The organism is Amycolatopsis sp. 195334CR (assembly GCF_017309385.1).
Lineage (GTDB): Bacteria > Actinomycetota > Actinomycetes > Mycobacteriales > Pseudonocardiaceae > Amycolatopsis.
In genome coordinates this window covers 1,665,561-1,679,050 of the sequence record NZ_JAFJMJ010000002.1, presented here as the reverse complement: position 1 = coordinate 1,679,050, position 13,490 = coordinate 1,665,561, and the positions used below count along the sequence as shown (strand labels likewise).

Below are 13,490 nucleotides of genomic sequence, written 5' to 3'. Positions count from 1 at the left end.
GCTACGCGAACCGTGTTCGGCACTCGCTAGCTGAACAGGGCGCTGACCGCGCCGAGGCCGTCGATGGTGCAGGTGACGCGGTCGCCGGGGGCGACCGGTGCGACGCGGGTGATCGAGCCCGACAGGATCACGTGGCCCGGTTGCAGCGCGGTGCCCATCTCCCCGAGCTTGTTGGCGATCCACACCAGACTGTTCAGCGGGGATCCCATCACCGCGCTGCTGTCGCCGGTTTCGATCACCTCGTCGTTGAGGCGCAGTGCGCACGGCGCACCGCTCAGGTCGATCGCGTCGAGCGGTACCGGGGTGGCGCCCAGCACCACCGCGCCCGAGGAGGCGTTGTCCGCCACGGTGTCCACAATGGAGATACGCCAGTCGCGGATGCGGGAGTCGACCAGCTCCAGCGCGGGCAGCAGGTGGTCCACCGCGTCGGCGGCCTGGTCGGCGGTCACCCCGGGGCCGCGCAGCGGTTTCCGGAGCACGAAGGCGATCTCCGGCTCGATCCGCGGCTGCAGGAAGCGCGCGGTCGGGATCGGCTCGCCCTCGGCGTAGAACATGGTGTCGAGCAGGTGCCCGAAATCCGGTTCGTCCACGCCGATCTGGCGCCGGGCCGCCTCGCTGGACAGGCCCACCTTGTGCCCGCGCACCACCCCGCCGCCGGCCTCCCAGTGCCGGACCTGTTCGAGCTGGACGGCGTAGGCGTCGGTGACGGTCAGCCCGGGGTGGGCCTCGATCAGCGGCGGGATCGGTTCACCGGAGACGTAGGCGGCGAGCAGGTCTTCGGCGAGGGCGTGGTGCAGGGCGGTGTCGGGCATGCCGTTCACCTTCCACCCGGGAATGGGGCACACTCAATCCATGTGTCCCGCTGAGCGGAACGCCGAGAACGGCACCGCCGCCACCGCCGAGCGGCTCGCGCTGCTGCTGACCGCCTTCCGCCCCGGTGACGCCGCGCTCGGGGTGTCCGAGCTGGCGCGGCGCACCGGCCTGCCCAAGTCCAGCGCGCACCGGCTGATCGGCCACCTCGCCCGGCAGGGCCTGCTCGAACGCGACGGCACCGGCGTCCGGCTGGGACTGCGGTTGTTCGAGATCGGCCAGCTCGCCGTCCGCCAGCGCGGGCTGGCCGACGCGGCCCGGCCCTATCTCGCCGACCTGCGCGAGGCGACCCGCAACACCGTCCACTTCGCCGTGCTGGAGGGCACCGAGGTGGTCTACCTCGACGTGCTGCGCGGACCGGACGCGCCACGCCTGCCGTCGCGGACCGGCGGGCGCTTCCCCGCGCACGCCACAGCCGTCGGCAAGGCGATCCTCGCCTTCTCCCCGGACACCTTGGTGGAGCAGGTGATCACCGCCGGGCTGGGCCGGATCAGCCGCCGCACGATCACCGCGCCCGGCCTGCTCCGGCGCCAGCTCGCCAAGGCACGCATCGAAGGCGTCGCCTACGAACGCGAGGAGTCGGTGCCGGGTGTGGTGTGCGTGGCCGCCCCGGTGCTCGACGCGAACGGGACCGCGGTCGCCGGGATCTCCTTGTCCGGCTGGACGAACCGGATGGGCACCGCCCGGATCGGCCCGGCCGTCCGCACCGCGTCGCTGGCGCTGTCCCGCACGCTACGCGGCTGACTCCCGGTCCTCGGTCGCGATCCGCAGTGCCTCGACCAGTTCGCGGTACAGCTCGTCGGTGCGCAGCAGTTCCTCGTGCGTGCCCTGGGCGCGGATGCGGCCGTCGTCCATCACCACGATCGTGTCGGCGTCGATCACCGTGGAGAGCCGGTGGGCGATGGTGACCACCGCGCCGGTCGCCGCGCGACGGCGGATGCAGTCGTGGATGGCGGCTTCGGTGAGCCCGTCCACCTGCGCGGTCGCCTCGTCCAGCAGCAGCACCTCCGGGGTGCGCAGGACCGCCCGCGCCAGCGCGATCCGCTGCCGTTGCCCGCCGGAGACCGAGGTCGAGGACAGCGGGGTGTCCAGGCCCTGCTCCAGCGAGTCGATCTTCTCGGTCAGGCGCACCTCGTCGAGCACCGCGCGCAGTTCCGCGTCGGTGGCCTCGGGATGGGCGTAGAGCAGGTTCTCGCGGATGGTGCCCGGCACGATCGGCGTCTCCTGCTCCACATAGGCCAGCCGCTCCCGCACCTGGGCGTAGGTGTAGTCGCGGTACGGCCTGCCGTCGAGCAGCAGTTCCCCCTGCTGTGGCTCGAGGAACCGGAGCACCAGCGAGAACAGCGTGGTCTTGCCCGCACCGGACGGGCCGACGATCGCCACGTGCCCGCGACGCGGGATGGTCAGGTCGATCTCGCGCACGGCGGGCTCGGCGTCCGGTCCGTACGCCGCGGTCAGCCCGCGGAACCGCAGCACCGGCCCGGCGGGGGCCAGTTCGACCACCCGCTCGGCGTGGTCGGCGCGGTCGGTCTCGATCGGCATCGCCTCCACCTCGCGGATCCGCCCGGCGGCGGCGATCCCGGACTGCAGCGTGGTGACGTTCTGGCTCAGCTCCATGATCGGCTCCATCAGGCCGAAGGCGTAGAGCAGGAAGGCGATCAGGCTGGAGACCTCCAGCAGGCCGAGGCCGACCCGCCAGGCACCGAGGCCGAGGATGGCGATGATCGCGATCTGGATGCCCGCCCAGGCGATGGTCCACGCCACCGCCTCGCGGCGGACCGCGCGGATGCTGTGCGCCGCCGAGGATTCCGCCTCGCGCAGCACGCTGTCGGCCTGGCGCTCCTCGGCGCGGCTGACCTTCACCGTGCGGATCGCCTGCAGCGCGCCCTCCAGCAGCCCGCCGAGCCTGCCCACGTGCTCCTGCGCGCGTTCCTGCGCCTTCGCGATGGCCGGCATGAGCAGGGCGAACAGGATCGCGACCACCACCACGGCCAGCACCGTGGTGCCCAGCAGCAGCAGGTCGAGCATGCCCATCAGCACCAGCGTGCCGACCAGCATCACCACGCCGTTGATCAGCGCGATCACGCTGGAGGTGGCGGCTTCGCGCAGCAGCACGGTGTCGGAGGTGACCCTGGTGACCAGTTCGCCGGTCGGGCGGCTGGTCACCGCGGGCACGGTGGCGCGGAAGAACCGGCGGACCATCGACTCGCGGGCGCGCAGCACCACGCGTTCACCGAGGGAGCCGAGCAGGATCCACTGGCAGGTCCAGATCAGCACGCCGACCACCAGCAGCGCGACCAGCGCCAGCACCGGCCCGGCCAGCGAGCCGCCGGTGCCGAGCTGGTCGAGGACCCACTTGGTGACCATCGGCGTGGCCAGCCCGGCGGCCGAGCCGAGCAGGGCGAGGAACAGGCCCAGCACCAGCGTGCCCTTGTGGGGCCGGGCGAAGGACCACAGCACCCGCAGGCGCGGCAGGCGTCTCTTCGACTGAACAGCAGTGCTCGCTTCTTGAACATTCACGTTCCCCAGTGGAACATCGATGTTCCACTATCGTCAACCTGAATTCCGATTCGGAACACGGAGAAGTACGGTGAGCCGATGAGCGAGGAGACCGGGACCCGGGCCCGCACGCGCCGGGCCATCCTGGACGCGGCGATCGCGGTGCTGAACAAGGACACCAGCGCGTCGCTGGGGGACGTGGCGAACGCGGCCGGGGTCGGCCGGACCACCGTGCACCGCTACTTCCCGGAGCGCTCGGACCTGCTCACCGCGATCGGCGCCGACGTGCTGGAGCGCATCGAACTCGCCGCCGCCCGCGCCCGCCTCGACCAGGGCGACGCGCTTGAAGCGCTGGACCGCCTGTGCCAGGAGTACTTCGACCTCGGTGACGTGATGATGCTCCTGTTCAACAACCCCAGCCTGATCAGCGACGAGGACTGGGAAGAGGAGAGCGACGCCGACCGGGCGCTCAACCGGCTGATCGAACGCGGGCAGGCCGAAGGCACCATCGATCCGGAAATGCCGGCCACGTGGATCAACAACATCGTGTGGGCGCTGCTCTACGCGTCGTGGCAGCAGACCGAGCAGTACGGCAGCTCCAAGCACACCTCGATCGGCCTCTGCCTGCGCTCGCTGCGCAAGACGCTCGCGGTCTAGGCCCCGCGGTAGAGGACCCTGCCGAACACGGGATCCAGCGCGCGTACCCCCGGATGCGTGTGCCACCGCCGGAACGTGGCGGCGAGCTTGGTGACATCAGTGAGGACTGTCGCCGAATCGATCGTCGCCACCTGGTCGAGCATCGAGGTGGTGAGAGCGCACGCTCGGTCGAGGTCTCCGGCCGCGGCGTGAGCGAGCGCTTGCCGGACACCGAAACGCAGACGAGCACGGACGGCCGTGGCCGGGATTCTCGGCAGCTCGCGGTCCAGCACTTCAGCGGCCTCGCCAGGACGGCCGAGGTCGTACAAGCAGCATCCGGTGACGACGGCAACCGGGTCCGGAACGTGTGACGTCCCGATCGTCGGCCCGTCGTCCACCTCGCCTCGCGCGACGTCCAGCTGACGTGCCGCGAGGTCCAAAGCCCGCATGCACCGGTCGTAATCCCCGGCGAGCGCGTGTCCTTGCGCCTCTCGCTGAGCCGCGAGACCGAGGATCCGCGGGGGCGTCCCTGGTTGCGACTGCGCCTGCTGCGCGAGTTCCACCGTGGTACGAGCGTCGCCCTGGTACATGCTCAGCAGCGCACGGCGCACAAAAGCGTAGGCCACGGTGTGCCGGTCACCGGTCTCCCTGGCGATTCTGATCGCCCGGGCGATCCACCAGGAAGCGGCCTCGTTGTCCCCGGACTCCTGCGCCATCCAGCCGGCGAACTCCGCGACCCTGGCCGATAGCACGCCGACCTGCGGCCTCGCCACCCCCGCTCGAGCCATGCCCCTCAGGGATTGGGCCTGGCCGACCACTATCGGCAGCACCTGGCTCGCCGGAGTCACCTGACCGAGGGCACGTACTGATTGCAGGAAGCTGCGGTGGTGGGCGAGTTGATCGTCCCCCAACCCCGATCGCGGCGGCCGGCTGCCGAGAGTGGCCAGCGCGGCCGCACCGCCGAGCAGCACATCCCGCCGTCGTACCAGGGCGAAGGTGGTCCGGCCGTCAGGCGTCATCGTCATCGTCCAGATCCCATCGTCATCGTCCTCGGGTGGTGCCGGCGTCTGCGCTTCATCGATCGGCACGAGCGCGGCGAGGGTTCCACCGGCGTCCAACTCCGCATCACACCGCCGGGCGAACTCGACCGAGGGCGGCTGGACTCCGGTTTCGACCCGGCTGACATAGCCCTTGCTGTAGTAGAGGCGCCGGGCGAACTCGGTCAGGGAGAGACCGGCCCCGGTCCGAAGTTCCCGTAACCGCGGCCCGAACACTTCAGGCCTCTCCGTACTGGAAATCACCGGTACCGCCTCTCGTCACCTGGAGCCACGGAACCGGCCGGTACCCCGTGGCTTAGTCCATTCTGCCGCCTTCCCGCGGCGGTCGCGCCCGGTTTCCGGGTCACCAGCGGATCGGGAAACAAGAAACGCCGCCGACCAGCGGCGCGAGCGCCAGAGAAATGAATTGTCCACTCTTTCCCACCGGACCGGCCGACTGGACAAAGCGAAGCCTCGGGTGACAGGAAACGGGAAACAATGGATTTACCTCGCGGTAGCCCTTGTCAAGAGACCATCCGGTTGTGAAAGATTGCGCACCATCACCTCGAACACCGGCAAGTGGCGTAGCGCGCCACCCTTTTGCCACCCTCCCCCTGGCGTGAGAGGCGCATAGACCGTGACCCAGATCTTCCTGAACTACCGCACCACCGACGAGCCGTTCGGCGTCGCGATGCTCGACGAGGCGCTGTCCGAGCGCTTCGGACCCTCCGCCGTCTTCTTCGCGTCGAAGTCCATTCCCCTGGGCACTTCATGGGAGCAGGAGATGTTCCGCGCCGTCGGGGCGTCGACCGCCGTCCTGGTGATCATGGGGCGCCGGTGGGCGGATGCGGTCGACGAGCACGGCACCCGGCTCCTCGAGCGACCGGACGATTTCGTTCGCCGCGAGATCCTGCGTGCCCGCGAAACCGGAAAGCAGGTGATCCCAGTTCTTCTGGAAACGACGCGCGTGCCCGCCGAGAAGCTCCCGGGCGAACTCCGGTGGCTGGCTGCGTGCCAGGACATCAAGGTCGGCTTCCGCAGCTCCAAAATCGACATCGACCGCCTGGCCACCAAGCTCCGAAACCAGATTCCCGAACTGCGGGAGGCCAAGCCGCCACCGGAGAAGAACCGGTCCGGCAAGCGGGTGGTACGGGCCGACAAGATCGACAACAACTTCATGGGCGACTGGTCCGTCGGGGGCGACGTCAACCTGGGAGCTGGGCGTGTCGACTGAAGAAGCCGCGACAGGAACGCCGCCCGAGTCGGAGGGCAAACCGTCCGCCGACGCCCCCCGCGCCGAGGAAGAGGAAGCCTCCCGGCCCCCGACCACCCCACCCGAAGCTCCGTCGACCCGCGAGGAGGCGGTGAGCCTGCTTCGGGGCGCGTCGGGCCTCGCCAACGTCCGCTCGGAGAAAATCATTTCGGCGGGCATCTCGCGGCTCGACGGCGCTGGGACGGTCAACATCTTCCAGGGCGACTTTTCGATCGGCGGCGACTTCTCGACCGGCGGTGGCGGCCGCCGCACATCACCGAGGCGAGCGAGCAAGGTCCGCGTTCCGGCCGACTTCCTGGCCGAGGAGGCAGATTCCTACGTGCCTTCCGCCGACTTCCACGCCGGGACGAACACCCTGCGCGAGAACTTCCTCGCCGTTTTCTCCGGCCCCGCGGGCACGGGCCGGAGTGGCCGAGCCAGGACCACCCTGGTGCAGGTCCTGCGTGCGGCCGGGCTCGAGCTGAACGTGTTCGAACTCGGCGGCTCGGTGCTCGGCAACATGACCTGGCGCGTCCCGCAACGCGCCTGCGGATTCATCGTGGTGGACCGCCCCAACTCGCAGGGCAAGTTCGTCGCCGAAACCTCGGTCACCGAGGCTTGGCTGAACTACGCCTCGGCGCAGCTGGAGGACAGCAACAGCTTCCTGGTGGTGATCACCGGACCGGTGACCGGCGGGGAGCTCGCCACCGCACCGAACCGGCACGACTTCGTCATCGAGGACATGGAACTGCCGGACCCGATGGAGATCGTGCGCCGTCGAGTCCGGCAGGTGATCCCGTCGATGGGCGAGGAGGAGCTGGCCGCGCTGCTGGCCGACACCAGGCTGGCGGAACTGCTCGACGAGCGCGATGATCCGCAGTTCGCCGCCCGAGCCGGGAAGGTCGTGGCCGACGCCATCCGGGACGACAGCGACCTCGGGACCGCGGTAGCCCAGCTCGGCGACCCCGAAGGCCGAGTGCGCGAATGGCTCAGCACTGAGCCCGACGCGGCCGAGATCGCCTTCGTCCTGGCGACCGCGGCGCTGGAGGAATCGAGCTACCTCAACGTCGCCGACGCCGCCGTCGCGTTGTCCCGCCAGATCGGCAACGGCACCGCCAAGCTGACCCCGCGCTACCTGCGCAAGCTGATGGCCGAACGCTCGTGGATCGAGTACCTGGAGCAGCCCGGCGAGTCCTACCGTCCGTCGATCCTGCGCTTCCGGCACGCCGAACTCCGGCCCTCGGTGCTGGCGTTGATCTGGTTCGAACTGGACGGTGCCCGCGACAAGATCCTGCCCTGGCTGACCAATCTCGCGGAGCACGCTGACGTCGAAGTGCGCGCCCGAGCGGCGGTGGCGGCCGGGATCCTGGCGGCCAGCGACTTCGAGCACGGCGTGCACCGCTATCTCCGGCCCTGGGCCGCGCACAAGTCGCCCACGTTGCGCCAAAGTGCCGCGCTCGGCCTCAACGTGGCGGGTCGCGTCGGCGTGCCCGCGCACGCCGTCTGGGATTACATCACGGCCTGGGCCGACCAGTTGACCTTCGGGGACCACAGGTACCTGCCCGCCACCGCGGCGCTGGCAGCGGGCGGGCCACTGGGTGTGGCCGAGCCACGCCGGGCGCTGCGCGTGCTGCGGACGGTTGTCTGCGATGGTGGCTGGGAGCTGCTCACACCCGCCGCGATCACGACGCACGCCCTGCTCGAAGCCGGGCTGGTGAACGAAGTGCTGACCGCGCTGATCGAGTGGACCGAACCGGGTACCGCGGACGAGCCACTCGAGAAGGCGCTGAACATGTTCGCCTTCGCGGCGTGGGAAGAAGGTTCGGCGGACACGGATGCCGCCGACCGCCCGGTTCTTCTGCTTTCCGCGGCGAAGCACCGCGACGCGCTCACCCGGCTCTGGGGCCGAGCGCTGTCCACCGAGGCGGTACGCCCCCTCGCCCTCGATTCGCTGCACGACTGGATCCGGGTGGCCGACCGCGATCCGTCGGTCCAGGAGGACGTCCTGTTGCTCCTCGGCGGCATCGCCGACCGGGGGCCCGACGACTTCGAGCGGATCTGCCACGCCCTGCACGGCTGGGCGGTCGACCGCGACGAACCACTCGACGCGGCCGCCTACTTCTACAACGAACTCATCGAGGCAGGAGAACTGACGGCATGAGCCAGACCTACGACCCGGTACCGGAGACAGCCGAGTTGCGCCGGCTGCGTCTGGGAGCACCCCTGCGCGCGCCTGCCATGGGCACCGTGCTGGTGCTGGAGCAGGCGGTGGGTGACCCCCTGGTGGTGCACCACGGCGAGCGGGTGCCGGACCCACGGATCGGTAACTACCGCCGGATGCACCAGGTCGTCACCACCAACCGCGCCGTGTCCATCGTGCTGGAAGCACCGAGCGCGGACCCGGCCTTCCCGTTCAGGATCACCGTCCGCTTCGGTTGCCAGGTCGTCGACCCGGTGGCGATCGCCAGGGACGGCGTGCACGACATGGCGTCCGCTCTGCGCCCTTCCCTGCTCGGGATCGTGCAGGAGGTCACCGCGAAATACGACGTTCTGCAGGGCAACGCGGCCGCGGCGGCCATCGCCGAACGCCTCAACGGTGCCTACCCGCTGTCGGCGGTCCGGCTGTCCTCCTTCAGCGCTTCGGCCGAAGCGATCGACGCCGCGGAGATTGTGACGACCACCCGGGATCTCAGGGTCGAGGACATCCGCCGCACCGCGATGCGACCCATCGCGACCGGCGGCCGGGAAGAAATGCTCGCCCACATCATGGCCAAGACCGGCGGCGACCCGACACCCCTGCTCGACCGGGAGCGGGCGGACCGGGAAGCCGTCACCAAGGCGCGACTCGACGCCCTGCGGGTGCTGATGAACTCCGCGGAGAAGGTGGAGGACTTCAACCTCTCCGGCATCCGCCAGGGTGCCATCGACACCTTCTTCCCCGACGCCAAACCGCTGGGCACGGCAGGCACCGGCGCGATCCGGGAGCGCCTGGAGCGAAAGACGAAGGGCGAACTGGGTAACGGCTCGGTGGTCGAAGGCAACACGCCCCCGCACGCGGAGCCGCCGGCGCAGCCCGCGAACTCGGCACCGGCCGACGGCAACGGCCGCCGGCCGAGCCGGGTGCGCGGCATCGCCACCGACTCGCCCGGCAACGAGTGAGCCAGCCACCCAACATGCACGTGAATCCCGTTGCGAAAGGGACAACCGCTCAACTGTGGCACCACGAAGAGGCCGGCCTGGCCGCCGTGGCGGTCTGGTCCGAACAAAGACAGGGCCGCGGTGAGGACGCCGCGCCGCTGCTGGTGTTCCACCGGCCAGCCAGGCGTGGCCTTCTCGCCGTCTTCGACGGTGTCGGCGGCGCGGGCCGGGCCAACGCCGGGCAAGGCATCTCCGGTGCTGACCACACGCACGCGTGGGTGGCGGCCCGCCGCGCCCGCGGCCTGGCCGAAGAGTGGTTCGCCCTGCAGACTCCGACCGGGCTCGGCGAGCACATCGCCGATCGGCTCGGTGCGGGAACGTCACCGGGCGGACGGGTGCGCGGCAGTATGCGGCGCGACTTCCCCACCACCCTGGCCGCCTTGTCCTTCCAGCTGACCACCACCGAGGTGCGCTGGGACGTGCTCTGGGCAGGTGACTCCCGGTGCTACGTCGCCGAAGAGCACACCGGCCTGCAGCAACTCAGCCGTGACGACACCGAATCCGCCGACGCGCTCGAACTGCTCATCCAGGACCCGCCGATGACGAACATGGTCAGCTCCAGCCAGGTGTTCTCGTTGAACCGCTGGCGCGGGAGCGCCCGGCTGCCCTGCGTGCTGTTGTGCGCCACCGACGGGTTCTTCGGTTACGTCGACACGCCCGCCGAGTTCGAGCACATCCTGTGGAGCACGCTGGTCACCGCGAACAGCTGCGTCCACTGGTCGGTGCTACTCGCCGATCGGGTGGCCGCATACACCGGCGACGACGCGTCGATCGTGGTCACCGCGCTGGGCTACCGCGATTTCGACGAGTTCCGCGCCCGGTTCCGGCCGAGGGCGGACACGGTGCGCACCACACATGCCGAGCCGATGAAGCAGATCCAACCGGGAGACCGCACCGCGCTCGTCGCGGCCCGTGCGGAGTCCTGGCACCGGTACCGCGCCGCTTACGAAGCCAGACTGCTCGCCGAAGGGAGACCTGGGTGAAAAAAGGCCAGACCATCAACGGCTACCTCGTGGTGAGCAGGCCGGGGAACGCCAACGCGGGCAAATGCGTGTGGGCGTTCGCGGAGAAGGACGGCGAGTCGTACTTCATCAAGGAATTCCTCGACCCCAAGCGGCCAAGGGAGGACGGGATAGGCACGCCGGCCGACAAACGGCGCCGGCTCGGCGAATGCGCCCGGTTCGAGCAACGGCACGAGCGCATGATGACGTTGTTGCGCGCCGACGACCTCTTCGCAGGCAACCTCGTCCTCGCGACCGACTTCTTCGCCGAGGGCACCCGCTACTACAAGATCACCAGGCGAATCGACGCGGTGGACGCCGACCCGCACACCCTGGGCCGCCGGGAGCAGGCGGTGCTGCTGCACACCCTCGCCGACAGCGTCCGCCTGCTGCACGACCGCGACATCGTGCACGGCGATCTGAAGCCGGACAACGTGTTACTGCACCGGCCGGAACGAAGTCGTTTCCATGTGACGAAGCTGATCGATTTCGATGACGCCTACCCGGCGGGTGAACCGCCGGCGCGGGACATCATCGGTGGCAGCCCGTCGTACGGCGCCCCCGAATGGTTGCGTTACATGTGGGGAGACAGTTCGGTGCGGGAAGGTGACCTGACCCAGGCCACCGACATGTTCTCCTTCGGGCTGCTGGTGCACACCTACCTCGTGGGCGCACCACCGGACCACGATGCCGCGTTCGACTCCCCCGCCGCCGCTGTCGCAGCAGGGGCGGAGTTGACCTTCTCACCGCATTTGGACACGCAGACCACCCGCCTGCTGCGTGCGCTGATCGACCCGGACCCGGCGGCCCGCCCGTCCGTCGCCGAGGCCACTCGGGTTCTCGACGGCTTCGGGGACCACGCCCCCGACGAGCCAGCCCCTCGGGGAAGTCGCGTGCGGATCAATCTCACCGGACGAACACCGCTCGCCGGCGGGCTGCGGATCAACCTGTCCGGGCCGTCAACCGGAGAAAGGATGACCGAACCTCGATGAACACACGGACCCAGAACGCAGCCGCCAGCCTGAAGTACGCCGTGGACATCGTGCTCTGCATCGACGCGACCGACAGCATGGGCCCCACCCTGGACAACGTCAAGCACAGCGCGCTGTCCTTCCCGACGCGCCTGACGCAGGAGATGGCGAGCAAAGGGCGCGGCATCAGCAGTCTCCGGCTCAAGGTGATCACGTTCCGCGACTTCGGGGACTACCCGGACGACGCCTTGACCCAGACATCCTTCCTCACCGTTCCCGAGCAACTGGACGAGTTCGAAAGCGCCGTGCGTGAACTGACCCCCACCGGAGGCGGCGACCTGCCGGAGTCAGGACTCGAAGCACTCGCCCTCGCGATGGCTTCCGACTGGGAGACCGGACTGGACCGCCGGAGGCACGTGATCGTCGTGTTCACCGACGCGGCCGCGCATCCGCTGGGGGATCCGAGGCAGACAAAAGCGCACAACTACCCGCCGAACACGCCGCGGTCGCTGGACGAGTTGTTCCAGCGCTGGGGCCATGCGCAGAGCCGGAACTCCGCGATGGAGAACTCGGCGAAGCGGTTGTTGCTGTTCGCCCCGGAGGAATATCCGTGGACCGACATCGCCGACGACTGGAACCACACGCTCTACTTCCCGTCGACCGCGGGAGAAGGGCTCGAAGAATGGGAAATGGACGAGATCATCGCCACCATCGCCAACAGCCTCTGACCGTGTTGTTGCCAGGCCGGCGACGTCGGCAGCGGGCTGAATGGCGGGCCGAGCCCGGCCCGGGGTACCAGTTGCGTGAGTACCACCGAGGTGTGCCGACCGGGCAGGTCGCGGTGATCGCCTGGCCCGAGCGGCCGGACGCGGTGGCGCTCGGTCCGGAGGTCTGGTTGATCTGCCGGGCCACCCGGCTGGAGATCGGTGAACACCGGCCGGGCGGCCAGGACGGCGCTCGCCTGCGGTTGCCCTACCGGTGTTGCACGGACCTGCGCTTGACCAACGGACCGGGGCTGCCGGGCACGGAGCCGGTGCGGCTCAGCCTGTCCGCCAGCCTCGGTGGGACCACGGCGTTCACGCTGGCACTCTGGTTTCCCGCAGTGCACCGGCCGCTGCTCGAGGACCTCGCCCGCCGATTGTCTGCCCGGCGACCGCCTGCCCATCCGGCTCCGTCCGCCGAAGCGCCCCGGAAGCTTGTTCCGCTCGAGGTTTCCGCCGCCCCGGACACCCCGGACTGGCTGGTGTTCCGGCCCGGACCCGACGACGGCGTGCTGTCGCCGCGCCCGCACACCGAAGCAACAGGAGAATCCCGATGACGGCCGCAGCCTGGGTCTGCGATTCCTGTGATACCAACAATCTTCCCGGTGCCGACCGGTGTCGCACCTGCCGTCAGTCACCGGGGAGCGCCACCGGCGAAGTGCGTACGGTCCCGGAAGCGGTGACCCCACGGCGCCGGCAGACCCGGCTGGCGCCCGGCACCCCGCCATCGGAGACGACGAGCAGGGCGCGGATCGCTCTGACTCCGCCGTCTCCACCACCGGTCAAGCCCACAACGCCACCGCCGCCCGCCGAGACGGTGCCGCCCCGGCGATCGATCCGCACACCTGTCGCGGTCGCGGTGACGGTCGGTATCGCCGGGTTCATCGGCTGGGCCACGCTCGGCGAACAATCCCCTGAGCCGGCGCCGTCAGCTCCCGCGAAGGCCGAAAACGCATGCCCCGACACCGCGGCCACCTGGTTGCCGGCGAACGGCAGCGGAGCGGTGCTCGTCGCCGCGTACACCACGGAAAAGCACGAGATCGTGGTGTGCCGCACCGTCAGCGGGCAGCACTACTACGACGGCCGGAAGAAAGGTCAGCCCGCCACCCCGGAAACGCACATTTCGCTGGAAGCCAGCAGGACCCCTGACGGATTCATAGCTCACAACAAGGGCTACCGATACGAAATCAGGGGGACAGAACTCACGGTCACGCACAAGAACGAGGAGAAGTCGAGGGAGACGCTGCACCGAACGGGTCCCTGAT

Annotated in this window: 13 protein-coding genes; 10 read left to right on the top strand and 3 right to left on the bottom strand. The window is 69.6% G+C overall.

Features of this window, described 5'->3' with window-relative positions; genetic code table 11:
- Positions 1 to 26 precede the first annotated feature (26 nt).
- Positions 27 to 812 (bottom strand): 2-keto-4-pentenoate hydratase, encoded by a 786-nt coding sequence (locus tag JYK18_RS30890; protein WP_206806956.1) that lies wholly within the window; start codon positions 810 to 812, stop codon positions 27 to 29.
- Positions 813 to 852: 40 nt separating this feature from the next.
- On the opposite strand from JYK18_RS30890, the gene JYK18_RS30885 reads away from it, so the two are divergent.
- Entirely contained in the window at positions 853 to 1,614 is a 762-nt protein-coding gene (locus tag JYK18_RS30885) for an IclR family transcriptional regulator (protein ID WP_206806955.1), read from the top strand.
- On the opposite strand, the gene JYK18_RS30880 is transcribed toward JYK18_RS30885, so the two are convergent.
- Positions 1,603 to 3,390, bottom strand: coding sequence for an ABC transporter ATP-binding protein (locus JYK18_RS30880; protein ID WP_307796134.1), 1,788 nt, complete (start codon positions 3,388 to 3,390; stop codon positions 1,603 to 1,605). The two genes, JYK18_RS30885 and JYK18_RS30880, sit on opposite strands and share 12 nt — an antisense overlap.
- Positions 3,391 to 3,468: 78 nt before the next feature.
- Between JYK18_RS30880 and JYK18_RS30875 the strand changes: the two genes are divergently transcribed.
- Entirely contained in the window at positions 3,469 to 4,026 is a 558-nt protein-coding gene (locus tag JYK18_RS30875) for a TetR/AcrR family transcriptional regulator (protein WP_206806954.1), read from the top strand.
- On the opposite strand, the gene JYK18_RS30870 is transcribed toward JYK18_RS30875, so the two are convergent.
- Positions 4,023 to 5,306 carry a helix-turn-helix transcriptional regulator gene (locus tag JYK18_RS30870; protein WP_307796133.1) on the bottom strand — a complete coding sequence of 428 codons (1,284 nt, stop codon included), beginning with the start codon at positions 5,304 to 5,306 and terminating at the stop codon, positions 4,023 to 4,025. The genes JYK18_RS30875 and JYK18_RS30870 overlap by 4 nt on opposite strands.
- Before the next feature lie 373 nt (positions 5,307 to 5,679).
- On the opposite strand from JYK18_RS30870, the gene JYK18_RS30865 reads away from it, so the two are divergent.
- The 8 genes from JYK18_RS30865 to JYK18_RS30830 all read left to right on the top strand — a co-directional run bounded on the left by JYK18_RS30865 (position 5,680) and on the right by JYK18_RS30830 (position 13,489).
- A complete protein-coding gene (locus JYK18_RS30865) occupies positions 5,680 to 6,276 on the top strand; it encodes a toll/interleukin-1 receptor domain-containing protein (RefSeq protein ID WP_206806953.1) in 597 nt (198 codons plus the stop codon).
- The gene (locus JYK18_RS30860) at positions 6,266 to 8,455 is read left to right on the top strand and encodes a hypothetical protein (RefSeq protein ID WP_206806952.1); all 2,190 of its coding nucleotides are present in this window, start codon (positions 6,266 to 6,268) and stop codon (positions 8,453 to 8,455) included. Before JYK18_RS30865 ends, JYK18_RS30860 begins: the two co-directional genes overlap by 11 nt.
- Positions 8,452 to 9,453: a hypothetical protein gene (locus JYK18_RS30855; RefSeq protein ID WP_206806951.1), complete on the top strand. Its 1,002-nt coding sequence runs from the start codon at positions 8,452 to 8,454 to the stop codon at positions 9,451 to 9,453. Before JYK18_RS30860 ends, JYK18_RS30855 begins: the two co-directional genes overlap by 4 nt.
- Before the next feature lie 86 nt (positions 9,454 to 9,539).
- Entirely contained in the window at positions 9,540 to 10,475 is a 936-nt protein-coding gene (locus JYK18_RS30850) for a protein phosphatase 2C domain-containing protein (protein WP_206806950.1), read from the top strand.
- 32 nt (positions 10,476 to 10,507) lie between these two features.
- Positions 10,508 to 11,485, top strand: a complete 978-nt coding sequence (locus JYK18_RS30845; protein WP_307796132.1) for a protein kinase — start codon at positions 10,508 to 10,510, stop codon at positions 11,483 to 11,485.
- On the top strand, positions 11,482 to 12,192 hold the full coding sequence (locus JYK18_RS30840; RefSeq protein WP_206806948.1) for a vWA domain-containing protein: 711 nt from the start codon (positions 11,482 to 11,484) through the stop codon (positions 12,190 to 12,192). The genes JYK18_RS30845 and JYK18_RS30840 overlap by 4 nt, the downstream gene beginning before the upstream one ends.
- Before the next feature lie 2 nt (positions 12,193 to 12,194).
- Positions 12,195 to 12,782, top strand: coding sequence for a hypothetical protein (locus tag JYK18_RS30835; protein ID WP_206806947.1), 588 nt, complete (start codon positions 12,195 to 12,197; stop codon positions 12,780 to 12,782).
- Positions 12,779 to 13,489 (top strand): hypothetical protein, encoded by a 711-nt coding sequence (locus tag JYK18_RS30830; RefSeq protein WP_206806946.1) that lies wholly within the window; start codon positions 12,779 to 12,781, stop codon positions 13,487 to 13,489. The genes JYK18_RS30835 and JYK18_RS30830 overlap by 4 nt, the downstream gene beginning before the upstream one ends.
- The last annotated feature ends 1 nt before the right edge of the window (position 13,490 follow it).

Excerpts from the sequence above, each read along its gene's own strand:
- JYK18_RS30890 (WP_206806956.1), bottom strand. The coding sequence starts at position 812 with ATGCCCGACACCGCCCTGCACCACGCCCTCGCCGAAGACCTGCTCGCC.
- JYK18_RS30885 (WP_206806955.1), top strand. The coding sequence starts at position 853 with ATGTGTCCCGCTGAGCGGAACGCCGAGAACGGCACCGCCGCCACCGCC.
- JYK18_RS30875 (WP_206806954.1), top strand. The coding sequence starts at position 3,469 with ATGAGCGAGGAGACCGGGACCCGGGCCCGCACGCGCCGGGCCATCCTG.
- JYK18_RS30855 (WP_206806951.1), top strand. The coding sequence starts at position 8,452 with ATGAGCCAGACCTACGACCCGGTACCGGAGACAGCCGAGTTGCGCCGG.
- JYK18_RS30840 (WP_206806948.1), top strand. The coding sequence starts at position 11,482 with ATGAACACACGGACCCAGAACGCAGCCGCCAGCCTGAAGTACGCCGTG.
- JYK18_RS30830 (WP_206806946.1), top strand. The coding sequence starts at position 12,779 with ATGACGGCCGCAGCCTGGGTCTGCGATTCCTGTGATACCAACAATCTT.